Origin of the sequence: Shinella fusca (assembly GCF_014203155.1) — a bacterium.
GTDB classification, from domain to species: Bacteria; Pseudomonadota; Alphaproteobacteria; order Rhizobiales; family Rhizobiaceae; genus Shinella; species Shinella fusca.
On the sequence record NZ_JACHIK010000003.1, the window covers coordinates 434,565 to 457,049 of the forward strand.

Annotated in this window: 22 protein-coding genes and 1 tRNA gene; 12 read left to right on the top strand and 11 right to left on the bottom strand. The window is 64.8% G+C overall.

Annotated features, from left to right (window positions below):
- Nucleotide 1 precedes the first annotated feature (1 nt).
- Together HNQ66_RS06770 and HNQ66_RS06775 are read left to right on the top strand one after the other, a co-directional pair.
- Nucleotides 2–646, top strand: a complete 645-nt coding sequence (locus HNQ66_RS06770) for a DUF47 domain-containing protein (protein WP_184142127.1) — start codon at nt 2–4, stop codon at nt 644–646.
- The gene (locus tag HNQ66_RS06775) at nt 646–1,653 is read left to right on the top strand and encodes an inorganic phosphate transporter (RefSeq protein ID WP_184142130.1); all 1,008 of its coding nucleotides are present in this window, start codon (nt 646–648) and stop codon (nt 1,651–1,653) included. Before HNQ66_RS06770 ends, HNQ66_RS06775 begins: the two co-directional genes overlap by 1 nt.
- 4 nt (nt 1,654–1,657) lie before the next feature.
- Here the strand turns inward: HNQ66_RS06775 and HNQ66_RS06780 are convergent, their stop codons facing one another.
- The 3 genes from HNQ66_RS06780 to wrbA form a co-directional block, all read right to left on the bottom strand.
- Nucleotides 1,658–2,344, bottom strand: coding sequence for a YoaK family protein (locus tag HNQ66_RS06780; protein ID WP_184142132.1), 687 nt, complete (start codon nt 2,342–2,344; stop codon nt 1,658–1,660).
- A gap of 115 nt (nt 2,345–2,459) precedes the next feature.
- A tRNA-Leu gene (locus tag HNQ66_RS06785) sits at nt 2,460–2,544 on the bottom strand.
- A gap of 122 nt (nt 2,545–2,666) precedes the next feature.
- The gene (wrbA, locus tag HNQ66_RS06790) at nt 2,667–3,266 is read right to left on the bottom strand and encodes an NAD(P)H:quinone oxidoreductase (protein ID WP_184142134.1); all 600 of its coding nucleotides are present in this window, start codon (nt 3,264–3,266) and stop codon (nt 2,667–2,669) included.
- A gap of 169 nt (nt 3,267–3,435) precedes the next feature.
- On the opposite strand from wrbA, the gene HNQ66_RS06795 reads away from it, so the two are divergent.
- The 8 genes from HNQ66_RS06795 (at nt 3,436) to HNQ66_RS06830 (ending at nt 12,879) form a co-directional block, all read left to right on the top strand.
- Nucleotides 3,436–4,194: a competence/damage-inducible protein A gene (locus HNQ66_RS06795; RefSeq protein WP_184142136.1), complete on the top strand. Its 759-nt coding sequence runs from the start codon at nt 3,436–3,438 to the stop codon at nt 4,192–4,194.
- Between the two features lie 64 nt (nt 4,195–4,258).
- Nucleotides 4,259–5,101, top strand: a complete 843-nt coding sequence (locus HNQ66_RS06800; protein ID WP_184142138.1) for a universal stress protein — start codon at nt 4,259–4,261, stop codon at nt 5,099–5,101.
- Between the two features lie 111 nt (nt 5,102–5,212).
- Nucleotides 5,213–5,710, top strand: coding sequence for a xanthine phosphoribosyltransferase (gpt, locus tag HNQ66_RS06805; RefSeq protein ID WP_184142140.1), 498 nt, complete (start codon nt 5,213–5,215; stop codon nt 5,708–5,710).
- A gap of 769 nt (nt 5,711–6,479) precedes the next feature.
- A complete protein-coding gene (locus tag HNQ66_RS06810) occupies nt 6,480–10,298 on the top strand; it encodes a vitamin B12-dependent ribonucleotide reductase (protein ID WP_184142143.1) in 3,819 nt (1,272 codons plus the stop codon).
- Nucleotides 10,299–10,497: 199 nt separating this feature from the next.
- Nucleotides 10,498–11,490, top strand: a complete 993-nt coding sequence (locus HNQ66_RS06815) for an endonuclease/exonuclease/phosphatase family protein (protein ID WP_184142145.1) — start codon at nt 10,498–10,500, stop codon at nt 11,488–11,490.
- A 58-nt stretch (nt 11,491–11,548) separates the two neighbouring features.
- Nucleotides 11,549–11,719, top strand: coding sequence for a hypothetical protein (locus tag HNQ66_RS06820; RefSeq protein WP_184142147.1), 171 nt, complete (start codon nt 11,549–11,551; stop codon nt 11,717–11,719).
- Between the two features lie 46 nt (nt 11,720–11,765).
- A complete protein-coding gene (locus HNQ66_RS06825; protein WP_184142149.1) occupies nt 11,766–12,401 on the top strand; it encodes an alpha/beta hydrolase family protein in 636 nt (211 codons plus the stop codon).
- A 157-nt stretch (nt 12,402–12,558) separates the two neighbouring features.
- Nucleotides 12,559–12,879, top strand: a complete 321-nt coding sequence (locus HNQ66_RS06830; protein WP_184142151.1) for a DUF1883 domain-containing protein — start codon at nt 12,559–12,561, stop codon at nt 12,877–12,879.
- A 1-nt stretch (nt 12,880) separates the two neighbouring features.
- Here HNQ66_RS06830 and HNQ66_RS06835 read toward each other — a convergent pair whose 3' ends face one another.
- Together HNQ66_RS06835 and HNQ66_RS06840 are read right to left on the bottom strand one after the other, a co-directional pair.
- Nucleotides 12,881–14,188: a replication-associated recombination protein A gene (locus tag HNQ66_RS06835; RefSeq protein ID WP_184142153.1), complete on the bottom strand. Its 1,308-nt coding sequence runs from the start codon at nt 14,186–14,188 to the stop codon at nt 12,881–12,883.
- Nucleotides 14,185–15,588, bottom strand: a complete 1,404-nt coding sequence (locus HNQ66_RS06840; RefSeq protein WP_184142155.1) for a DegQ family serine endoprotease — start codon at nt 15,586–15,588, stop codon at nt 14,185–14,187. Before HNQ66_RS06840 ends, HNQ66_RS06835 begins: the two co-directional genes overlap by 4 nt.
- A 198-nt stretch (nt 15,589–15,786) precedes the next feature.
- On the opposite strand from HNQ66_RS06840, the gene msrP reads away from it, so the two are divergent.
- Nucleotides 15,787–16,728, top strand: a complete 942-nt coding sequence (gene msrP / locus HNQ66_RS06845; RefSeq protein WP_184142157.1) for a protein-methionine-sulfoxide reductase catalytic subunit MsrP — start codon at nt 15,787–15,789, stop codon at nt 16,726–16,728.
- Entirely contained in the window at nt 16,728–17,372 is a 645-nt protein-coding gene (msrQ, locus tag HNQ66_RS06850; protein ID WP_184142159.1) for a protein-methionine-sulfoxide reductase heme-binding subunit MsrQ, read from the top strand. The genes msrP and msrQ overlap by 1 nt, the downstream gene beginning before the upstream one ends.
- A 236-nt stretch (nt 17,373–17,608) precedes the next feature.
- On the opposite strand, the gene rplQ is transcribed toward msrQ, so the two are convergent.
- From rplQ to secY, 6 genes are all read right to left on the bottom strand, one after another.
- Nucleotides 17,609–18,031, bottom strand: a complete 423-nt coding sequence (gene rplQ, locus HNQ66_RS06855; RefSeq protein ID WP_184142161.1) for a 50S ribosomal protein L17 — start codon at nt 18,029–18,031, stop codon at nt 17,609–17,611.
- 44 nt (nt 18,032–18,075) lie between these two features.
- Nucleotides 18,076–19,086, bottom strand: a complete 1,011-nt coding sequence (locus tag HNQ66_RS06860; RefSeq protein WP_184142163.1) for a DNA-directed RNA polymerase subunit alpha — start codon at nt 19,084–19,086, stop codon at nt 18,076–18,078.
- Between the two features lie 100 nt (nt 19,087–19,186).
- A complete protein-coding gene (rpsK, locus tag HNQ66_RS06865) occupies nt 19,187–19,576 on the bottom strand; it encodes a 30S ribosomal protein S11 (protein ID WP_023513823.1) in 390 nt (129 codons plus the stop codon).
- Nucleotides 19,577–19,817: 241 nt separating this feature from the next.
- Entirely contained in the window at nt 19,818–20,186 is a 369-nt protein-coding gene (gene rpsM, locus HNQ66_RS06870) for a 30S ribosomal protein S13 (RefSeq protein WP_184142165.1), read from the bottom strand.
- A 229-nt stretch (nt 20,187–20,415) separates the two neighbouring features.
- On the bottom strand, nt 20,416–21,000 hold the full coding sequence (locus HNQ66_RS06875; protein ID WP_184142167.1) for an adenylate kinase: 585 nt from the start codon (nt 20,998–21,000) through the stop codon (nt 20,416–20,418).
- Nucleotides 20,997–22,337, bottom strand: coding sequence for a preprotein translocase subunit SecY (gene secY, locus HNQ66_RS06880; protein WP_184142169.1), 1,341 nt, complete (start codon nt 22,335–22,337; stop codon nt 20,997–20,999). The genes HNQ66_RS06875 and secY overlap by 4 nt, the downstream gene beginning before the upstream one ends.
- Nucleotides 22,338–22,485: the final 148 nt, after the last annotated feature.

The window sequence follows — 22,485 nt, forward strand, 5'->3', positions numbered from 1 at the left end:
CATGCTTTCGCTGTTTCGTAAACTCATGCCGCGTGAAGACCGCTTCTTCGATCTCTTCGCGCAGCATTCCCGCACCGTCGTCGGCGCCGCCGAAGCCCTGAAATCAGCCCTTGCCGGCGGCCCCGACATGGCCGCCCACTGCGACCGCATCGTCGCGCTGGAGGACGAGGCCGACGAGATCACCCGCGAGGTGCTGCTGGCCGTGCGCCGCAGCTTCATCACGCCCTTCGACCGCGGCGACATCAAGGACCTGATCCAGTCGATGGACGACGCCATCGACATGATGCACAAGACGGTCAAGACCATCCGCCTCTACGAGCAGACGAGCTTCCAGCCCGGCATGCAGGAAATGGGCGAGGCCATCGTCAAGGCCGCCCATCTCGTCGCCGAGGCCGTTCCGCTGCTCGACAAGATCGGCGTCCATGCCGGCCGGCTCAGCGCCATCGCCGAGGAGGTCACCCGCGTGGAAGGTCGCTCGGACGAGCTGCACGACCAGGGCCTCAAGAACCTCTTCCGCGATTTCGGCAAGTCCGATCCGATGGCCTATATCATCGGCAGCGAGATCTACGGGCAGCTGGAGAAGGTCGTCGACCGCTTCGAGGACGTCGCCGACGAGATCAGCGGCATCGTGATCGAGAACGTCTGATGGAGGCCACGCTCGCCCTTCCGCTGCTGATCGGCCTCGTCGGCGTCGCGCTGGTGTTCGACTTCCTGAACGGGCTGCACGATGCGGCCAATTCGATCGCCACGATCGTCTCCACGCGCGTGCTGCGTCCGCAATATGCGGTGTTCTGGGCAGCCTTCTTCAATTTCATCGCCTTCCTGTTCTTCGGCCTGCATGTCGCCGAGACGCTCGGCAAGGGCATCATCGATCCGGCCATCGTCAGCCCGCTCGTCATCTTCGCGGCCCTGATGGGCGCGATCGTGTGGAACGTCGTCACCTGGGTCTTCGGCATCCCGTCGAGCTCCTCGCACGCGCTCATCGGCGGCCTCGTCGGCGCGGGCCTTGCCAAGTCCGGCTTCGACGCGGTCGTCTGGAGCGGCCTCATCAAGACGGCGAGCGCCATCGTGCTCTCGCCGGCCTTCGGCTTCTTCCTGGCGCTGGTGCTCGTGCTGATCGTTTCCTGGTTCTTCGTGCGCCAGACGCCCTTTGCCGTCGACCGTACCTTCCGCATCCTGCAGTTCGTCTCGGCCTCGCTCTATTCGCTCGGCCACGGCGGCAACGACGCGCAGAAGACGATGGGCATCATCGCGGTGCTGCTCTATTCGCAGGGGTATGGCGGCGGGGAGTTCCACGTTCCCTTCTGGGTCGTCATCTCCTGCCAGACGGCGATGGCGCTCGGCACGCTGATGGGCGGCTGGCGCATCGTCCACACGATGGGCTCCAAGATCACCCGCCTCAACCCCATGCAGGGTTTCTGCGCGGAAACCGGCGGGGCCATCACCCTCTTCGGCGCGACCTGGCTCGGCATTCCCGTCTCCACGACGCACACGATCACCGGCGCCATCATCGGCGTCGGCGCGGCCCGGCGCGTCTCGGCAGTACGCTGGGGCATCGCCGGCAACATCGTCGTCGCCTGGGTGATCACGCTGCCGTCCGCTGCCGTGATCTCGGCCCTCTTCTACTACGCCTCCGCCGCGCTGACGGGCTGAGCCGTCAGGCCATGTAGCGGGCGCTGAGGCCGAAGAGGAAAAGCGCCATCAGGCAGAACACCCCGCCGCCCAGCGCCTGGAACCCCAGGACGCCGAGGACGCCGCCGAGCGCGAAGGAAACGATCGTGACGAGGTGCAGCCACAGCCGCTGCACGATCTCGGGCCGGCCGGCGGCGGGATCGGCGCCGGCAAGGATCGCAAGGCCGATGCCGATGTCGGTCGCGATGCCCGACACATGGGTCGTGCGCACGCGGCTGCCCGAAATGCGCGTCGACGCCGCGTTCTGGAGGCCCATCGCCAGGCTGAGGAGGCCGACGACGAGGATGCCGCTGGAGGCGAACATCCGCATGCCGAGCGCAACGCCGATCAGGAGCAGGAGGGCGGCCTCCGCCGCAAGGGTCAGCGCATAGACGTTGCGAAGCTGCCGGCGCTTGCCCGCCTGGATGAAGAGCGAGGCGATGAAGGCGCCGAGGATGAACATCGCGATGATGACGAGGAAGGCGAGCGCCGCATTGGTGTGCCAGACCGAGAGCATGTCCGACAGCATCGAGACATTGCCCGTCATGTTCGCCGAGAAATAGCCGTAGGCGAGGAAGCCCGCGCTGTTCACCGCGCCCGCGACGAGGGTCAGCGTCGCCGCCAGCAGGATATCGATGGACGCCGTTCTGGTGTCGCCTTCCCGAATGAGCATGTCACATGCCGTCCTTTCCAAACGATACGCCATATCGCGACGATTCACGCGGATTGGCAATGGCCGTCACGGCAGGGCGACAAGACATCGCGGGAAGGAAGGCATCCGGAAAGTCTGGTGCGGGCGGCGGGGATCGAACCCGCACAGCCAAGGCCGAGGGATTTTAAGTCCCTTGCGTCTACCAGTTTCGCCACGCCCGCTTGGCTTGCTTTTCGATTTCCCGGAGCAAAACGTCAAGGACGTTTTCAGGGCGGCAAACAAAAAAGGGCGCGGCCCCTGACGCTGGCCGCACCCTCTTTTTCAGCGACGTCTCAGGAAAACGTCAGGCCGAAAGCTTGCCGGCGATCTTGGCGACATGGGCGCCCTGGTAGCGGGCGGCTTCCAGCTCGACCTCGGAAGGCTGGCGCGAGCCGTCGCCGCCGGTGATGGTGGAGGCGCCGTAGGGCGAGCCGCCCTTGACTTCCTCAACGCCCATCTGGCCCTGGAAGGCATAGGGAAGGCCGACGACGACGAGGCCGTGGTGCAGGAGCGTGGGAATGAAGCCGAGGATGGTCGATTCCTGGCCGCCGTGCTGCGTGGCCGTGGAGGTGAAGACGGAGCCGACCTTGCCGACCAGCTTGCCCTGCGCCCACAGGCCGCCTGTCTGATCCCAGAAATTGCGCATCTGCGAGGCGACCGTGCCGTAGCGCGTGCCGGCGCCGACGATGATGGCGTCGTAGTTTTCGAGTTCGGCAACGGTGGCGATCTCGGCCTTCTGGTCCATCTTGTAGTAGGAGGCCTTGGCGACGTCGTCCGGCACCAGCTCGGGAACGCGCTTGACCGTCACCTCGGCACCGGCCGATTTCGCGCCTTCCGCCACGGCATAGGCCATGGTCTCGATGTGGCCGTAGGCCGAATAATAAAGAACCAGAACTTTCGCCATCGTCGTCTCCTGTCTGCAAAGGTCTTTCCGCTTGATCGCGGCGTCGGCTTGGATGTAGCACTTTGAAGACCCGTCGACCCAGAAGCCCTAAGGTCGACAGACTGTTCACCCGCCATTGACAATGCCGTCCGTTCCGGCCGGCATTCCTGCACGAACATCAGAGAACGCCATGAGCTCCAGCACCATCGCCACCGCCGCCATGCTCGCCATCGGCGACGAGCTTCTTTCCGGGCGCACCAAGGACAAGAATATCGGCCAGCTCGCCGACATGCTCTTCCTCGCCGGCATCGACCTCAAGGAGGTGCGCATCGTCGGCGACGAGGAGGACGCCATCGTCGAGGCGCTGAATGCGCTTCGGGCGCGCTACACCTATGTCTTCACCTCCGGCGGCATCGGCCCGACCCATGACGACATCACGGCGGATGCCGTCTCGAAGGCCTTTGGCGTGCCCTGCCTGCACGATCCGCTGGCGATGGAACTGCTCGGCGCCATGTATGCGCGGCGCGGCGTGGAGTTCAACGAGGCGCGCAAGCGCATGGCCCGCATGCCCGAAGGCGCCACCCATATCGAGAACGCCGTCTCGACGGCACCGGGCTTCCAGATCGGCAATGTCTACGTCATGGCCGGCGTGCCGCAGGTCTTCACCGCCATGCTCGGCACCGTGGTGCCGAGGCTCGAAGGCGGCAGGCCCATGCTCTCGCGCTCCGTCGCCTCCCCCTTCGGCGAGGGCGATATCGGCAGCGCACTCGCGCAGATCCAGAAGGACCATCCCGAGACGAGCATCGGTTCCTATCCGCGCTTTTCGGAGAACCGCTTCTCGACCGAAATCGTCATCCGCAGCCGCGAGGAAGCACCGGCGGAAGCCGCCGAACGTGATATACTCGCGATGATTGCCGACATCGCCGCGGCCAAGGCCGCCTCTTCTTGATCCGGATCAAGGTTTTGGCGGTGCGGCAGGCGCAGGTTTCGTTTGAACCACACAGGAGGCAGACATGACCTACAAGACCATCGTGGCGGTGCTCAGCGCCGCGGAGGATGCCGGCAAGGTGACGGACCATGTGCTGGCGCTCGCGCGCAGCACGGGCGGCCATGTCATCGGCATCCATGCCGAAGCCCCGGTCGTGGTGACGCTGATCGCGCCCATGGAATATCCCGATCCGAACGCCGTGCTCGACCTGCAGGAGCGCGCCCAGCGCCAGTCGCGCGAGGTGGAGGCCGCCTTCCGCTCGCGCTGCGAGCGCGACGACATCTCCTATGAATGGCGCCTCTTCACCGGCGCCGCCGGCTATGCCTCGGCGGGCGTCATCGAGAGCGCCCGCGGCGCCGACCTCGTCATCGCCGGCCAGTTCGACCCGGATTTCGACGGCCCGGCGCGCGAGGACATCGAGGATCTGCTCTATGAGAGCGGGCGCCCGGTCTACCTCATCTCCAACGCGCCGGCCGGGCCGGAGCCGATCCGCAAGGTGCTGCTCGCCTGGAACGGCTCGCGCGAATCGGCACGCGCCGCCTTCGACGCCCTGCCCTTCCTGACGGCGGCCGAGAGCGTCGAGATCTTCACCGTCGATCCGCCGGACGATTCCACCCAGTCGCACGATTTCTGCGGCGCCGAGCTTGCCGCGTCCCTTGCGCGCCATGGCGTGACCGTCACCGTCGCCTCCGGCGCCTCGCACGGGCATTCGGTGGCCGAGGCGCTGAACCGGCGCGCGACCGAGATCGACGCCAGCCTCATCGTCATGGGCGCCTACAGCCATTCGCGGCTGCGCCAGCGCCTCTTCGGCGGCGTGACGAGCGCGATGATGCGCAGCGCCCGCGTGCCCACGCTGATGTCGCGCTAGGGCCAATGGCCTGTGGATCGCCGGGCGTTGATGGCCCGGCGACGATTTCCTTGGCGGGCAAACTGCATTAGAGAGGGGGAATCTTCATTTTCCGCCTATCAGGAGCCCGTCATGTCGCTGCCCGACAAAGCCTTCCCCGTATCCTGGGACCAGTTCCACCGCGACGCCCGCGCGCTTGCCTGGCGGCTGGCGGACGGCGGACGGGAATGGCGGGCCATCGTCTGCATCACCCGCGGCGGCCTCGTGCCGGCCGCCATCGTCTCGCGCGAATTGAATATCCGCCTCATCGAGACGGTCTGCGTCGCCTCCTATCACGACTATGTCTCGCAGGGCGAAATGCATGTGCTGAAGGGCATCGCGCCGGAGCTGACGCAGGAAGGCGGCGAAGGCATTCTCATCGTCGACGACCTGACGGACACCGGCAAGACGGCCGCCGAGGTGCGCGCCATGCTGCCCAAGGCGCATTTCGCCGCCGTCTACGCCAAGCCGAAGGGCCGCCCGCTGGTCGACACCTTCATCACCGAGGTCAGCCAGGACACCTGGATCTATTTCCCCTGGGACATGGGTTTCACCTACCAGGAGCCGATCGCCAAGGGCACGCGCGGCTAAGCGCTTCCCCCAATTTCGCAAGACGTGATTCGAGCCGGCGGATGGCCTCGTCCGCCGGCTTCGCCTTTCCGCGTTTCCCGCTGCAGCCTGCCTGCGGCACGGCGCGTTCCGCCGCCGTCGGCGGCAATCGCGGCGCTTCGGCGCAGCATCGGGAGAATCACTTTATCCACGGATCACAACTCGCCGCGGATGGCTATTCCCGGAAGTCGGGGGGTGGAAAAACCCTCTCTTTTCACCCGTGATTTTTTTCGCTTTTCCACAGCCGCCTGCCGCGCGGACCCGTCTTTCGGCACGAAGCTGCTGATTTTTCAGGGCTTGGACGATGTCCCCATTTTCCACAGCCCGAAGGCACAAGATATAGGGTTCAAACTTCAGTCACAAACCAGCCCTTGACGGGAATCGGCCACATGAGGTTAATGAAAACCTAGTTGCGGCGGCGACTGGACCGTGTTGTTACGAGGTCGGTTCTCATCACGAATTCGCGTTCCCATGCGCATGTGGCCGGGTGGATGATCCGCTCGCCGCACGGGTGCTTTCGCGCCCGGCTTCCGGATGTGCCGCAGCGACTGCCGGGTCTGGAAAAAAGAACCTGTTGATACTATATTTAGTATTTGCAGCCAAACTCAGCGCAAGATACAGGATGCTCGAGATCGATCGGGCTTCCCGCAAGGACTGGACGATTTGGGCTGGCTGCAAGAGGATTGCGGCCGGACGGGGATAATTGCGCCCTGCTTTCGGAGCAGGATGCGGCAGCAGAGGACAACGGAAGATGCGCATAGAACGTCGTTTCACCAAACCCGGCCAGTCGGCCTATGCGGAGATCGAATTCCGCAAGGCCGTCAGCGAGATCAAGAACCCGGACGGTTCCATCGTCTTCCGGCTCGCCGATATCGATGTGCCCGCACAGTTCTCCCAGGTCGCCGCCGATATCCTCGCGCAGAAATATTTCCGCAAGGCCGGCGTGCCCGCGCGCCTGAAGAAGGTGGAGGAGAACGACGTTCCCTCCTTCCTGTGGCGCTCCGTGCCCGACACCGAAGCCCTCAAGGCGCTCCCCGAGGGTGAGCGCTACGGCTCGGAAACCGATGCCCGCCAGGTCTTCGACCGTCTCGCCGGCACCTGGACCTACTGGGGCTGGAAGGGCAAGTATTTCGCTTCCGAGGAAGACGCTGCCGCCTTCAAGGACGAACTTGCCTACATGCTCGCCACGCAGCGCGTTGCCCCGAACTCGCCGCAGTGGTTCAACACGGGCCTTCACTGGGCCTACGGCATCGACGGCCCCGGCCAGGGCCATTTCTATGTCGATCCCTTCACCGGCAAGCTGACCAAGTCCAAGTCCGCCTACGAGCATCCCCAGCCGCACGCCTGCTTCATCCAGTCCGTCGAGGACGACCTCGTCAACGAGAACGGCATCATGGACCTGTGGGTGCGTGAAGCGCGCCTCTTCAAGTACGGCTCCGGCACCGGCTCCAACTTCTCGCACCTTCGCGGCGAAGGCGAAAAGCTTTCGGGCGGCGGGCGCTCCTCCGGCCTCATGAGCTTCCTGAAGATCGGCGACCGCGCCGCCGGCGCCATCAAGTCGGGCGGCACGACGCGACGCGCCGCCAAGATGGTCGTGGTCGACATCGACCATCCGGACATCGAGGAATACATCAACTGGAAGGTCAAGGAAGAGCAGAAGGTGGCGGCCCTCGTCACCGGCTCCAAGATCGTCGCCGGCCACCTCAAGGCCATCATGAAGGCCTGCGTCAATTGTTCGGCCGAAGGCGACCGCTGCTACGACCCCACCGAGAACCCGGCCCTCAAGCGCGAAATCCGCGCCGCCAAGAAGAACCAGGTTCCGGAAAGCTACATCAAGCGCGTCATCCAGTTCGCCAGGCAGGGCTACAAGGACATCGAGTTCAAGACCTACGACACGGACTGGGATTCGGAAGCCTACCTCACCGTCTCCGGGCAGAACTCCAACAACTCCGTCTCGCTCAAGGACGATTTTTTGCGCGCGGTGGAAAATGATGGGGAATGGCACCTCACCGCCCGCAAGGACGGCAAGGTGATGAAGACGCTGAAGGCGCGGGACCTGTGGGAATCGATCTCCTACGCCGCCTGGGCCTCGGCCGATCCGGGCCTGCACTTCAACACGACGATGAACGACTGGCACACCTGCCCGGCTGCAGGTCCCATCCGCGCATCCAACCCGTGCTCGGAATACATGTTCCTCGACGACACGGCCTGCAACCTCGCCTCGCTGAACCTCCTCCAGTTCAAGGACGCGGCGACCAAGAAGATCAACATCGCCGACTACGAACACGCCGTGCGCCTGTGGACCATCGTGCTCGAAGTCTCCGTGATGATGGCGCAGTTCCCGTCCCGCCAGATCGCCGAGCTCTCCTACGAATACCGCACGCTCGGCCTCGGCTATGCCAACATCGGCGGCCTCCTGATGTCCTCGGGCATCCCGTACGATTCGGCCGAAGGCCGCGCCATTGCCGGCGCCCTGACCGCCATCATGACGGGCGTTGCCTATGCGACCTCGGCCGAGATGGCCGGCGAGCTCGGCCCCTTCCCGAACTTCGCGCCGAACCGCGACAACATGCTGCGCGTCATGCGCAACCACCGCCGCGCCGCCTACGGCGAGGCTGCCGGCTATGAAGGCCTTTCGGTCAACCCGGTCGCCCTCGTCCATGCCGATTGCTCGGATGAAGCGCTCGTCGCCCATGCCGTCGCCGCCTGGGACAAGGCCGTGGAACTCGGCGAGAAGCACGGCTACCGCAACGCCCAGACGACCGTGATCGCGCCGACCGGCACGATCGGCCTCGTCATGGACTGCGACACGACCGGCATCGAGCCCGACTTCGCGCTCGTCAAGTTCAAGAAGCTCGCCGGCGGCGGCTACTTCAAGATCATCAACCGCGCCGTGCCGGAGGCGCTCCGCACGCTCGGCTATTCGGAAAGCCAGATCGCCGAGATCGAGGCCTATGCCGTCGGCCACGGCAACATGAACCAGGCACCCGGCGTCAATCCCGGTTCGCTGAAGGCCAGGGGCTTCACCGACGAGAAGATCGAGGCCGTCAATGCCGGCCTGAAATCCGCCTTCGACATCAAGTTCGCCTTCAACCAGTGGACGCTCGGCGCGGACTTCCTGAAGGACGTGCTGAAGGTCACCGACGAGCAGCTTTCCGACATGTCCTTCAACCTCCTGGAGCATGTCGGCTTCTCGAAGAAGGAGATCGAGGCCGCAAACATCCACGTCTGCGGTGCGATGACGCTGGAAGGCGCGCCCTTCCTCAAGGCCGAGCACCTGCCGGTCTTCGATTGCGCCAATCCGTGCGGCAAGATCGGCAAGCGCTACCTGTCGGTCGAAAGCCACATCCGCATGATGGCGGCCGCCCAGCCGTTCATCTCGGGCGCCATCTCCAAGACGATCAACATGCCGAACGAGGCGACCGTCGAGGACTGCAAGAACGCCTACATGCTCTCCTGGAAGCTCGCGCTGAAGGCGAACGCCCTCTACCGCGACGGCTCCAAGCTCTCCCAGCCGCTCAATTCCGCGCTGATCGAGGACGAGGACGACGAGGACGATGCCGTCGAGGCGCTGGTCGCAGCCCCCGCTGCCGCCCAGGCCGTGCAGGTTACGGAAAAGATCGTCGAGAAGATCGTCGAGCGCTTCGTCCGCGACCGTGAGAAGCTGCCGAACCGCCGCCAGGGCTACACCCAGAAGGCCGTCATCGGCGGGCACAAGGTGTACCTGCGCACCGGCGAATTCGGCGACGGCCGCCTCGGCGAGATATTCATCGACATGCACAAGGAAGGCGCCGCCTTCCGCGCGATGATGAACAACTTCGCCATCGCCATCTCGCTGGGTCTGCAGTACGGCGTGCCGCTGGAAGAATATGTGGAGGCCTTCACCTTCACCAAGTTCGAGCCGGCCGGCATGGTGCAGGGCAACGACGCGATCAAGAACGCGACGTCGATCCTCGACTACGTGTTCCGGGAACTGGCGATCTCCTATCTCGGCCGCCACGACCTTGCCCATATCGATACGTCCGACTTCTCCAACACGGCGATCGGCAAGGGCATCAAGGAAGGCAAGACGAACCTGATCTCGACCGGCTGGACGCGCGGCCACAAGCCGACGCTCATCCAGGGCGGCCAGGCCGGCGAGCGCCAGCTTTCCGAGCCGAAGGGTTCGGCCACCGCCGCCCCCGCCAAGGCTTCGTCCGCAGGCAACGTCACCACCTTCGCCGGCAGCGCCGCGCGCAAGCTGGAGCCGGCAATCGCCGCCGCCAGCTCCGAGATCGTCGCCTTCAAGCGCGACTACGAGGAGCGCGCCGCCGACCTTGCGGAAGAGATCGCCGACGACAGCGCCGAGGAAGCCACCGAAGGCGTGACCGCCCTCTTCTCCGACAAGGCCGCCGCCGATGCCGCATCGGCCAAGGCCGAGGCCAAGAAGCTGGAAAACGAACGCCGCATGCGCTCCATCGCGCAGGGCTACACCGGCAACATGTGCTCGGAGTGCCAGAACTTCACGATGGTCCGCAACGGCACCTGCGAGAAGTGCGACACCTGCGGCGCCACGAGCGGCTGCAGCTGATCGACCTTGCCTGATGAGGTAGAACCGAAACCCGGGGAGCGATCCCCGGGTTTCTTCGTCTCGGCGCGCCGGTTCGAACCGGGATCCCGGCCGTCTCTTCCGGACAAGCGTTGCAGCACCGGCGAGCGCGGGGTACATGCAAGCCTCCCGTTACGGGAATCGTGCAGAACCGAATCCCGTGATGCGGAAGGAACCGTTTATGCCGATAGAACCGCGCCGGGGTCTTGTCGCCCTTGCCTATCGCGCCCTCGTCCTGCCGGGCGCCATCGCCTATCTCTTCGCCGTCGGCATCGTGGTGCTGGCCGCCGATCGGTTCTGGCTCGTCGACCTCATCACCTTCGCCTGGCCCTATGTCGTTGCCGCCGGGATTTTCCTGCTCGTCGCGGCCTGCCTGACGCGGCGGGTGAAGGCCATCGTGCTTGCTGTCGCCGGCCTTGCGGTGGCGGCCGTTCCGGCGATGGATATCCAGGCCGCCCACATGTCGACGGCCGGCAGCGGGCTGAAGGTGCTGACGGCCAACCTCTATGTCGACAACGTGCGGCCACCGGCCGGCTTCATCGCCCTCCTCAAGGCGGAAAAACCCGATATCGTCGTTCTGGAGGAAACCACGCCGGCCTGGGAGCAGGCGATTTCCGCGGCGGGCCTCTTTCCCTATGAGAGCGACCATGCCGTGGTCATGCGCGACGCCATCAAGGTCTATTCGACGCTGCCGATCCGCGCCGAGACGGCGCTGAAGCGCGCCTTCACCGAGGAGAAGGCCTACAAGCAGCCCTTGCGGCTGGAGCTCGACCTCAGGGGCAAGCCGCTTTTCCTCTACGCCCTCCATCCCGAAACGCCGCGCAAGCTCTGGCAGTGGCGGGACCGCAACGCCTATCTCTCCTCCGTCGCCGAGGCCGTGAAGGGCGATCTCGAAAAGGCGCCCGTCATCGTTGCCGGCGACTGGAACACGCCGAGCTGGTCGCCGTTCTTCCGCGCCTTCCTCAGGCAGGCGGGGCTCGTCTCCACCGCCGGCGGCTGGCTGCAGCCGGTGACGCGCTTCAGCATGAAGCTCGACCGGCTCGCCTATATCGGCGCCTCCATCGACCATGTCGCCGTCTCGCCGGACATTTCGCTGCGTGCCCGGCGCGTCGGCCCGGCCTTCGGCTCCAACCATCTGCCGGTGATCGCCGAACTGGCCCTGCCGGAAAGCTGACCCTCGACCCGGCCGAAAAACACTCTATCCTTAGGGTTCACCAGACAAGGAGGCGACGATGCCGAAAGACAAGGACAGCCCGAAGGCTTCGCTCGAGAAGGAGCAGGCAGAGCAGCGCGAGAAATCGGCCGAAGCCGAGCAGGACGACTACCTGGAGGAAGCGCTGGAGGAGACCTTCCCGGCAAGCGACCCCATCGCCCCCGGCGAGGTGAAGGATCATTCGAAGTGAGGCGCAGCGCCGCCCCCTCCGCCCCATCGCACCCGCCGACGGCGCGATGAGCATCCCCTTCCTCTTCACCGGCCCGCAGGATGCGCCCTTCACCCTGCTCCTCGCCCATGGCAGCGGCGCGCCGATGGATTCGCCCGCGATGAATGCCGCAGCCTCCGCGCTTGCGGCAGAAGGCTTGCGCATCGCCCGCTTCGAGTTCGCCTATATGGCGGCGCGCCGCTCGGAAAGCAGCCGCAGGCCGCCGCCGAAGGCCGAGACGCTGATTCCTGAGTTCGAGGCCGCCGTTGCCGCGCTCGGCGCAAAGGGACCGCTCGTCATCGGCGGCAAGTCGATGGGCGGGCGCGTCGCCAGCATGGCGGCGGACCGGCTGCATGGGAAGGGGCGCGCCGCCGGCCTCCTTTGCCTCGGCTACCCGTTCCACCCGCCGGAAAAACCGGCGCAACTGCGCACGGCCCACCTGATGACGCTGGAGACGCCGACGCTCATCTGCCAGGGCACGCGCGATCCGTTCGGAACGGTGGACGAGGTGCCCGGCTACGGCCTGCCGGAGCGCATCGAAATCCTCTGGCTCGAGGACGGCGACCACGACCTGAAGCCGCGCAAGAGCATTTCCGGCTTTTCCGCCGCCGACCATCTTGCCACCATGGCGAAGGCCGTGAAGGCCTGGACCGGAACGCTCTGAGCATCTTCCCACGTTGAATCAACGCCTTGCCGGCCCGATTCCGGTTCCATCAATAAGCAACTGAAAGAAAACGCTCTTTCCCTCTCCGACGGAAGGGAACGTTAACCCGGATGTGGGAATATTAGCGTGAAACGACATACGTCCGGACAGGCAGGCAATGGCCCACAGTTTTTCCTATACGCACTACGATCTCGAGCGCCAGCGCGGCGGAACCGTCGTCGAAATCACGCTTTCGGCGATCGCCAATGTGCGGCTGATGACGAATACGAATTTCGACCTCTTCAAGAACGCCCGGCAGCACAAATTCCTCGGCGGCGTCGCCAAGCAATCGCCGATCCGGCTGAAAATCCCCGAAAACGGCCATTGGCATGTGGTGGTCGACATGGAAGGCCATCCGGGCAAGGCGCAGTCCTCGATCAAGGTGCTGCCGGTCGCCCCGCAGAAGCCGGCGCAGAATTTCAGCGCCGCCTCCCGATAGGCTATTCCCGCTCCCGCCGCAGCTTCGCCCACCAGTCGAGCCGCTTGCGCAGCTCGCGCTCGAAGCCGCGCTCCGGCGGATCGTAGAAGGTCCGCCGCCCCATCTTCTCCGGGAAATAATCCTGCCCGGAAAAAGCGTCCGGCTCGTCATGGTCGTATCGGTAGCCTTCGCCGTAGCCCTCGCCCTTCATCAGCTTCGTCGGCGCATTGAGGATGTGCTTGGGCGGCAGCAGGGAGCCGTTCTCCTTCGCCGCGCGCATCGCCGACTTGTAGGCGGTATAGACGGCGTTGGATTTGGGCGCCGTCGCGAGATAGACGCAGGCCTGCGCCAGCGCCAGTTCGCCCTCGGGCGAGCCGAGGAAATCGTAGGCGTCCTTGGCCGCGTTGCAGACGACGAGCGCCTGCGGATCGGCAAGGCCGATATCCTCCACCGCCATGCGCACCATGCGACGGCAGAGGAACAGCGGGTCCTCGCCGGCATCCAGCATGCGGGTGAGGTAGTAGAGCGCCGCGTCGGGATCGGAGCCGCGCACGGCCTTGTGCAGGGCGGAGATGAGATTGTAGTGCCCGTCCTGCGACTTGTCGTAGACCGGAGCGCGGCGCTGGACGATGCGGAAGAGGTCGTCCTGCCCGAAAGTCTCGCCGGCGCGCGCGGCGCGCCAGACTTCCTCCGCCAGCGTCAACACCGCCCGCCCGTCGCCGTCGGCCATGCGCAGAAGCGAGGCGCGCGCCTCCTCGTCGAGCGGCAGGGGCTTTTCCTCGATCGCCTCGGCGCGCTTCAAGAGCTCTTCGAGACTGGCTTCGTCATGCGGCTTGAAGGTGAGGACGCGGGCGCGGGAAAGGAGTGCGGCGTTGAGCTCGAAGGACGGGTTCTCCGTCGTCGCGCCGACGAGCACGATCGTCCCGTCTTCCATGACCGGCAGGAAACTGTCCTGCTGGGCGCGGTTGAAGCGATGGATCTCGTCGACGAAGAGCAGCGTCTGGCGTCCGCCCATGCGGCGCGCGCGAGCCGCCTCGAAGACCTTCTTGAGGTCCGCGACGCCGGAGAAGATCGCCGAGATCTGCTCGAAGGCAAGGCCCGTCTCGCCGGAGAGCAGGCGCGCCACGGTCGTCTTGCCGGTTCCGGGCGGGCCCCAGAAGATCATCGAGCCGAGCGAGCCTGCCTCGATCATGCGCGAGAGCACGCCGTCAGGCCCGGTCAGGTGCTCCTGGCCGGACACCTCGCCCAGCGTACGGGGGCGCAGGCGGTCGGCCAGGGGCCGCTTTGCCGCCATCTCCTCCGGTTCATGCGGGGCGAAGAGGTCGCTCATCGGAAGAACTGACGGATGCGCTGGCCGTCGCGCTCGATCTCGACGCGCCAGAAGGACGGGTTCTCGCCGACCAGCGAGGCCAGCATCTCGGTGGTCGAGACCGCGGTGCCGTTCAGTTCGACGATGATGTCGCGCGGCTGGAGGCCGATGCGGGCGGCCGGCGAGCCGCGGTTGACCTCGGTGACGACGACGCCGGTCGCCGCCTGGCTCGGCGGCATGCGCAGCTCCTCGGAAACGCGCGGCGAAAGGTTGGCGACCACCGCGCCGGCAAAGGGATTGCGCCCCTCGATCAGCCGCTCGTCGCGCGGCGTCGTTTCCGGCGCGCGGTCGAGCGAGAGCGTCAGGTCCTCCTCTTTGCCGTTGTCGATGACCGTGATACGCGCCGTGCCGCCGATGCCGACGGTGGTGAGGCGGTAGCCGAGCGCATCGGGATGCTCGACGGGAATGCCGTTGACCGCGGTGACGACCTCGCCCGGCTTCATGCCGGCCTTTTCCGCCGGACTGCCGGCCTGCACCCGCGAGACGAGCGCGCCGCGCGCCTTGTCGAGGCCGAGCGCTTCGGCCACTTCCGACGTCACCGGATCGAAGGTGGCGCCGACATAGGGCCGGTCGAACGTGGCGCTGCCGTTCTCGGCGCTGGCGACGAAGGTCTTCACGAGATTGGCCGGAATGGCGAAGCCGACGCCGTTCGATCCGCCGCCGCGCGAGAAGATCGCCGTGTTGATGCCGATCAGCTCGCCGTTCATGTTGATGAGGCCGCCGCCGGAATTGCCGGGATTGATCGCCGCGTCCGTCTGAATGAAGAAGCCGAAATCGCCGGAGCGCACCTGGTTGCGCGCGAGCGCCGAGACGATGCCGCTCGTCACCGTCTGGCCGACGCCGAACGGATTGCCGATGGCAAGCACGAGGTCGCCGACCTGGACGGCGTCGCTGTCGCCGAGCGGCAGGGCCGCGAATTCGGTATCCGACTTGATCTTCAGGACGGCAAGGTCGACGCGTTCGTCCTTCAGCACCACCGTGCTTTCGTATTCCCGGCCGTCCGCCAGCGCCACCTTGATATCGCTCGCGCCCTCGATGACGTGGTTGTTCGTCACCACATAACCCTTGGTGCCGACGATGACGCCGGAGCCGAGCGAGGATTGCTTCTCGGTGCGATTCGGCATCTGCTGGCCGAAGAACTCCTCGAAGAAGGGATCGCCGTCGAAGAGCGATTTACGCTCGACGACGCGCTCGGCATAGACATTGACGACGGAATTCTCGACCTGCTTGACGAGCGGCGCGAAGGAAAGCTGCATTTCCGTGCGCGATTGCGGCACGGTGCGCTCCTCGGCGCCAGCGGGTGGTGCGAGCGCCAGCGCAAAGAGGATCGGGGCGGCAAGCAGGATGCGGGCATTCGGCATGGACGAGTCTCCTTCGTTTCCGCACCACGATCAGATAGGATTTCGCAGGAAAAAAGGCAAACCCGGCGGGCATCCCTCCGCCCGGTTCACACGCCACGCACGAAAAAGTGCCCGCAAGAAAAAACATCGGCCGTTGAAACAACACGGCGTCCGTTTACGTAGGGATCAGGGAAACAACCGAACGGATCGAGCCTCGCCATGCCTGTCTATCGCCCTCCCCGCATTCCCGCCCGCGACATCACGCCGGAACACCTGTTCTTCAATCGCCGCAGCTTTCTCGCGACCGCAGCCGGCGGCATGCTGGCGGCGGCCGGCACGCCCGCCCTCGCAGAGGCCCTGAAGGCGGCGGAAAGCCGCTACACGGTCGACGAGAAGCTGACGCCAGAAAAGGACGTGACCTCCTACAACAATTTCTATGAATTCGGTCTCGGCAAGGGCGATCCTGCGGCGAACTCGGAAAAATTCAAGCCGACGCCCTGGACGGTGAAGGTGGACGGCCTCGTCGGCAAGCCGAAGGAATTCGGCCTCGAGGAGCTGCTCGCCATGCCGCTGGAGGACCGCGTCTACCGCATGCGCTGCGTGGAGGCCTGGTCCATGGTGATCCCGTGGGTCGGCTTTCCGCTTTCCGCCCTCCTCGACAAGGTCGAGCCGCTGGGCGATGCGAAATACGTCGCCTTCGAGACGATCGTGCGGCCGGAGGAGATGCCGGGCCAGTCCGGCTATTTCCAGTCTCTGCCCTGGCCCTATCTCGAAGGCCTTAGGCTCGACGAGGCGCGCCATCCGCTGACGATCCTCTCCGTCGGCGTCTACGGGAAGACGCTGCCGAACCAGAACGGCGCACCCATCCGCCTCGTCGTACCGTGGAAATACGGCTTCAAGGGCATCAAGTCGATCGTCAGGATCACGCTCACCGACAAGCAGCCGCCTTCCACCTGGAACATCTCCGCGCCGCAGGAATACGGCTTCTACGCCAACGTCAATCCGGAGGTCGATCATCCGCGCTGGAGCCAGGCGAGCGAGAACCGCATCGGCGAAGGCGGCTTCTTCGGCGCGAACCGCCGGCCCACACTGCCCTTCAACGGCTACGGCGAGGAGGTCGCAAGCCTTTACGCCGGCATGGACCTTCGGGCGAACTATTGATGACACTCCTGCCCGCCCTGCCCCGAAAATATCATGCAGCCTCGATCTGGCTCCTCTATGCGGCGGGCCTCGTGCCGGCCGCCTGGGGCTTCTGGCTCGGCGCGACGGGGCGGCTCCCCGGCAATCCGGTCAAGGAGTTCGAGCACCTCCTGGGCCTGTGGGCGCTGCGTTTCCTCGTCGCGACGCTCGCGATCACCCCGATCCGTGATCTTTTCGGCCTCAACTGGGTCCGCTACCGCCGCGCGCTCGGGCTGCTGGCCTTCTGGTACGTGCTGATGCACTTCCTCACCTATATGGTGCTCGACCAGTACCTGAATTTCATGGCGATCCTCGTCGATATCGCCAAGCGCCCCTTCATCACCATCGGCATGGCCGCCTTCGTGCTGCTCATCCCGCTGGCGCTGACCTCGAACAACTGGTCGATCCGCCGGCTCGGGCCACGCTGGACGAAACTGCACCGCCTCGTCTACATCATCGCCGCCGCGGGAGCGCTCCATTTCGCCATGTCCGTGAAGGTCGTGGGGCTGGAGCCGTGGACCTACATCGCGCTGGTGGCCGTGCTGCTGGCATGGCGCCCGGTGCGGCCGTATTTCAACAAGTGGAAGCGTGGGCCGGGCGGGCGCGTGCAACTCAAGAGAGCGTAGAAATAACCACCCCTCTCCTCCGTCATGCTCGGGCTTGACCCGAGCATCCACGCCCCGGGTGCCGCTCTGGATCCTCGGGTCAAGCCCGAGCATGACGTCTGAGATGAGGTACGGGCGTGCCGAATGCGCCGATGAGCACGGGCAGGCCTTCCTCGAAGGACGTAGACGACCTCGCAAAACAAAAAGGCCGGGAGATCGCTCTCCCGGCCTTTTTTAATTATCCGATCCCGAAGGACTTATGCGGCTTCAGCTTCGGCTTCGGCAGCGACGCGGGCCTTGTCGGCGGCGCCCTTGGCGTCGACGTCGCGGTCAACGAACTCGATGACGGCGAGCGGGGCGTTGTCGCCGTGGCGGAAGCCGGCCTTCATGATGCGCAGGTAGCCGCCGTTGCGGTTGGCGTAGCGGCTTGCGATCGCGTCGAACAGCTTGGCGACGACGGCAACGTCGCGGATCTGCGAGATCGCCTGACGGCGAGCGTGCAGGTCGCCGCGCTTGCCGAGGGTGACGAGCTTCTCGACGATCGGGCGGATTTCCTTCGCCTTCGGAAGCGTCGTTACGATCTGCTCATGCTGGATGAGCGAGGCAGCCATGTTGGCGAACATCGCCTTGCGGTGGCTGGCGGTACGGTTGAGTTTGCGACCGGAATTCTGGTGGCGCATCTCGGTTCTCCTTCACATGCAGGCTACGGCCTGCCGTTTGACGGTTAATATTGGTCTTCGTAGCGCTTGGCGAGGTCTTCGATGTTCTCGGGCGGCCAGGCCGGCACTTCCATGCCGAGGTGCAGGCCCATGGACGCGAGAACTTCCTTGATCTCGTTGAGCGACTTGCGACCAAAATTCGGAGTGCGAAGCATTTCGGCTTCGGTCTTCTGAATGAGATCGCCGATGTAGACGATGTTGTCGTTCTTCAGGCAGTTCGCCGAACGGACGGAAAGTTCCAGTTCGTCGACCTTCTTGAGGAGCGCCGGGTTGAACGCCAGTTCCGTGACCGATTCTTCCTCGGTTTCCTTCTGCGGCTCGTCGAAGTTGACGAAGACCGAGAGCTGGTCCTGGAGAATGCGGGCAGCGAAAGCGATCGCATCTTCGCCGGTGACGGAACCGTCGGTCTCGATGGTCATCGTCAGCTTGTCGTAGTCGAGAACCTGGCCTTCACGGGTGTTTTCCACCTTGTAGGACACTTTCTTGACCGGCGAGTACAGGCTGTCGACCGGGATGAGGCCGATCGGCGCGTCCTCGGAGCGGTTACGGTCGGCCGGCACATAGCCCTTGCCGTTGTTGACCGTGAACTCCATGCGGATCTCCGCGCCCTCGTCGAGGGTGCAGATGACATGGTCGGGATTCAGGATCTCGATGTCGCCGACGGTCTGGATGTCACCAGCCGTAACGACGCCCGGGCCCTGCTTGCGCACGACCATGCGCTTGCTGTCGTCGCCATCCATCTTGATGGCGATTTCCTTGATGTTGAGCACGATGTCCGTCACGTCTTCCCGGACACCCGGGATCGAGGAGAACTCGTGCAGGACGCCGTCGATCTGCACGGCGGTGACAGCCGCACCGCGCAGCGACGACAGGAGCACGCGACGCAGCGCGTTGCCGAGCGTCAGGCCGAAGCCACGCTCCAGCGGCTCGGCAACAAGGCTTGCCTTGGTGCGGCCGGAGGAGGTGAACTCCACCTTGTTCGGCTTGATCAGTTCCTGCCAGTTTTTCTGGATCATGTGTTTTGCCTTCCGTTCGCCGCCACCATCCAATCGTGGCGGCCGAGCCCTGAAGTATCGCGGAAGCCGGACGGCCTCCGCGATTGTTCGAATGCGATGATCAGACGCGGCGCTTCTTGCGCGGACGGCAACCGTTGTGCGGGATCGGCGTCACGTCGCGGATGGACGTGATCATGAAGCCGGCAGCCTGGAGGGCGCGCAGAGCCGATTCACGGCCGGAACCCGGACCGCAGACTTCGACTTCCAGCGACTTCATGCCGTGTTCCTGGGCCTTCTTGGCGCAGTCTTCGGCGGCGATCTGTGCGGCGAACGGGGTCGACTTGCGCGAACCCTTGAAGCCCTTCGCACCGGCCGACGACCAGGCAATGGCGTTGCCCTGTGCGTCGGTGATGGTGATCATCGTGTTGTTGAACGAAGAATTGACGTGAGCAACACCCGAGGTGATGTTCTTGCGTTCGCGACGGCGGACGCGTGCGGCTTCCTTGGCCATGGATAGTCCTTTCGTTGATCTCGACACCGCCGTAATGCCAGCGGCTCCACCGGGCCGGGACGAATCCCCTGCCCTGAACAGTATTTGCAGACCGGCCCGAAGGCGCCTGTCTGCGGCGATATCGTCACTGCCGTAGTGCCAGCAGCTCCACCGACCGGGATTTGATGAAACACAAACCCCGCTCGAAACTCAAAAGAGGCCGGCGCGGCGCGCCAGCCTCCCGTTCCCCGTTTCCGGGAAATTACTTCTTCTTGCCTGCGATGGCCTTGGCCGGACCCTTGCGGGTGCGGGCGTTCGTGTGCGTGCGCTGGCCGCGGACCGGAAGGCCGCGACGGTGACGCAGGCCACGGTAGCAACCGAGGTCCATGAGACGCTTGATGTTCATCGAGGTCTCGCGACGCAGGTCGCCTTCGACCTGGTAGTCGCGGTCGATGGTTTCGCGGATCTGCAGGATTTCTGCGTCCGTGAGCTGATGCACGCGGCGATCGGCCGGAATACCGACCTTCTCGATGATTTCCTGTGCAAACTTCGGGCCGATCCCGTGAATGTAACGGAGCGCGATTACGACGCGCTTCGCGGTCGGGATGTTGACGCCAGCGATACGTGCCACGCCTGTTCTCCTTGCTTCCAGTTGCCGTCCGGCAAGTGGTCTTCTTCATTCGATACGGCCGGAAAGCCGCGTTTCTCATTGAGGTTCGGGACACGTCGAAAACGACCGCACCCGGACTTCGTTCTTCTGAAATCCGCGCCGATCGCAATTGTATGTCGCGAGTTGGCGCTGTCTTAAGGGGAATCGGCCGAAAAAGTCAACTCCCCGGCCGGTCCTTTTTAACCTGAACTCAGGCGTTCTCCAGGATTCCGGCGATCTCGGCCGTAACAGTGCCGACATTCGCCATGCCGTCCACCGTCTGGAGCTTGCCGGTCGAGGCATAGTAGCTCGACAGCGGCGCGGTCTTCTCGCGGTATTCCGCAAGACGCCGCTTGAAGGCTTCCGGGTTGTCGTCGGAGCGGACGGTGCCGCCAGCGGCAACCGTTTCGGCCACGCGGTTCTCCATGCGCTTGACCAGCGCGACCTCGTCGACCTTCAGCTCGATCACGGCGTCGAGCGCAAGGCTCTTGCCCGCGAGGATCCTGTCGAGGGCCTCGGCCTGCGGAACCGTGCGCGGATAACCGTCGAGGATGAACCCCTTCGCACAGTCCGCCGAATCGATGCGGTCGGAAACGATCTCGTTGACGATCGCGTCGGAAACGAGCTGGCCGGCGTCCATGACGGCCTTGGCGCGCTTGCCGACATCCGTGCCGGCGGCGACGGCCGCCCGCAGCATGTCACCCGTGGAAAGCTGCGGAATGCCGTACTTTTCCGTCAGGAGCTTGGCTTGGGTCCCCTTGCCGGCGCCCGGCGGTCCCAGAAAAATCAGTCTCATCGTCCCCTCTTTCCTCCACGCAGCTTCGACTTCTTGATCAGCCCCTCATACTGCTGGGCAATCAGATGGCCCTGTATCTGTGCTACAGTATCGAGGGTCACGCTGACAACAATCAAAAGCGACGTACCACCAAGGTAGAATGGCACGCCCGTCTCGGCGATGAGGATTTCCGGAAGGACGCAGACGAACATCAGGTAGAGGGCGCCGGTGGCCGTGATGCGCGTCAGGACATAGTCGATATACTCGGCGGTGCGCTCGCCCGGGCGGATGCCGGGGATGAAGCCGCCGTGCTTCTTCAGGTTGTCGGCCGTGTCCTTCGGATTGAAGACGATGGCCGTGTAGAAGAAGGCGAAGAAGGCGATCATGAACGCGTAGAGCGTCATGTAGAGCGGCTTGCCGTGGCCGAGCGCCGTCAGGACCGTCGTCGCCCAGGTCGGCAGGTTGGACGTATCCGAGAAGCCTGCGAGCGTTGCCGGCAGCAGGAGCAGCGAGGACGCGAAGATCGCCGGGATGACGCCCGAGGTGTTGAGCTTGAGCGGCAGGTGCGAGGTGTCGCCCTGGAACATGCGGTTGCCGACCTGGCGCTTCGGATACTGGATCAGAAGGCGGCGCTGGGCGCGTTCCACAAAGACGATGAGCGCGATGACCGCAACGGCGACCACGACGACGGCAAGAACGATGCCGATCGAGAGCTGGCCCGTCCGGCCGAGCTCGAGCGTATTGCCGAGCGCCCGCGGCAGGGCCGCGACGATGCCGGCGAAGATGATCAGCGAAACGCCGTTGCCGATGCCGCGCGAGGTGATCTGCTCGCCGAGCCACATCAGGAACATCGTGCCGCCGAGGAGGGAGATGACCGTCGAGATCCGGAAGAACCAGCCGGGATCGGAGACCACGCCGGCCGAGCTCTCGAGGCCCACCGCAATGCCGTAGGCCTGCAGCATGCCGAGCAGCACCGTGCCGTAGCGGGTGTACTGGTTGATGATCTTGCGGCCCTGCTCGCCTTCCTTCTTGAGCTGCTCCAGCGAGGGAACGACCGAGGTCATGAGCTGCACGATGATCGAGGCGGAGATGTACGGCATGATGCCGAGCGCGAAGATCGCCATGCGTTCCACGGCGCCGCCGGCGAACATGTTGAAGAGGCTGAGAACACCCTGCTGATGCCGCGTGAAGGCCTGCCCGAAGGCGGCGGGGTCGATACCCGGCAACGGAATGTAGGTGCCGAGACGATAGACGAGCAGCGCGCCCAGGGTGAACCAGAGGCGCTTCTTCAGGTCTTCCGCCTTGGCGAAAGTCGAGAAGTTGAGATTAGAGGCAAGTTGTTCCGCTGCCGAAGCCATGCATTTCTCCGCGTAGCCGATCCGGCGGCGGTGAAGCCCGGCCAGGTCCGGAATGGCTGATCCGTTGGCACCTGCGGCCGGCCCTCCCCGGACCGAAAACGCCGATGCTGAAATTGGTCGTGCCCTTCTGCCGTTGCGGCAAAGCGGG

Bases quoted from the DNA above. Each gene is read 5' to 3' on its own strand.
- HNQ66_RS06800 (WP_184142138.1), top strand. From the start codon at position 4,259: ATGACCTACAAGACCATCGTGGCGGTGCTCAGCGCCGCGGAGGATGCC.
- rplQ (WP_184142161.1), bottom strand. From the start codon at position 18,031: ATGCGCCACCAGAATTCCGGTCGCAAACTCAACCGTACCGCCAGCCAC.
- msrP (WP_184142157.1), top strand. From the start codon at position 15,787: ATGCCTGTCTATCGCCCTCCCCGCATTCCCGCCCGCGACATCACGCCG.
- HNQ66_RS06775 (WP_184142130.1), top strand. From the start codon at position 646: ATGGAGGCCACGCTCGCCCTTCCGCTGCTGATCGGCCTCGTCGGCGTC.
- HNQ66_RS06840 (WP_184142155.1), bottom strand. From the start codon at position 15,588: ATGCCGAATGCCCGCATCCTGCTTGCCGCCCCGATCCTCTTTGCGCTG.
- HNQ66_RS06820 (WP_184142147.1), top strand. From the start codon at position 11,549: ATGCCGAAAGACAAGGACAGCCCGAAGGCTTCGCTCGAGAAGGAGCAG.
- rpsK (WP_023513823.1), bottom strand. From the start codon at position 19,576: ATGGCCAAGGAAGCCGCACGCGTCCGCCGTCGCGAACGCAAGAACATC.
- wrbA (WP_184142134.1), bottom strand. From the start codon at position 3,266: ATGGCGAAAGTTCTGGTTCTTTATTATTCGGCCTACGGCCACATCGAG.
- gpt (WP_184142140.1), top strand. From the start codon at position 5,213: ATGTCGCTGCCCGACAAAGCCTTCCCCGTATCCTGGGACCAGTTCCAC.
- HNQ66_RS06815 (WP_184142145.1), top strand. From the start codon at position 10,498: ATGCCGATAGAACCGCGCCGGGGTCTTGTCGCCCTTGCCTATCGCGCC.
- HNQ66_RS06825 (WP_184142149.1), top strand. From the start codon at position 11,766: ATGAGCATCCCCTTCCTCTTCACCGGCCCGCAGGATGCGCCCTTCACC.
- HNQ66_RS06780 (WP_184142132.1), bottom strand. From the start codon at position 2,344: ATGCTCATTCGGGAAGGCGACACCAGAACGGCGTCCATCGATATCCTG.
- secY (WP_184142169.1), bottom strand. From the start codon at position 22,337: ATGGCTTCGGCAGCGGAACAACTTGCCTCTAATCTCAACTTCTCGACT.
- msrQ (WP_184142159.1), top strand. From the start codon at position 16,728: ATGACACTCCTGCCCGCCCTGCCCCGAAAATATCATGCAGCCTCGATC.
- HNQ66_RS06835 (WP_184142153.1), bottom strand. From the start codon at position 14,188: ATGAGCGACCTCTTCGCCCCGCATGAACCGGAGGAGATGGCGGCAAAG.
- HNQ66_RS06875 (WP_184142167.1), bottom strand. From the start codon at position 21,000: ATGAGACTGATTTTTCTGGGACCGCCGGGCGCCGGCAAGGGGACCCAA.
- HNQ66_RS06770 (WP_184142127.1), top strand. From the start codon at position 2: ATGCTTTCGCTGTTTCGTAAACTCATGCCGCGTGAAGACCGCTTCTTC.
- HNQ66_RS06810 (WP_184142143.1), top strand. From the start codon at position 6,480: ATGCGCATAGAACGTCGTTTCACCAAACCCGGCCAGTCGGCCTATGCG.
- HNQ66_RS06860 (WP_184142163.1), bottom strand. From the start codon at position 19,086: ATGATCCAGAAAAACTGGCAGGAACTGATCAAGCCGAACAAGGTGGAG.
- HNQ66_RS06795 (WP_184142136.1), top strand. From the start codon at position 3,436: ATGAGCTCCAGCACCATCGCCACCGCCGCCATGCTCGCCATCGGCGAC.
- HNQ66_RS06830 (WP_184142151.1), top strand. From the start codon at position 12,559: ATGGCCCACAGTTTTTCCTATACGCACTACGATCTCGAGCGCCAGCGC.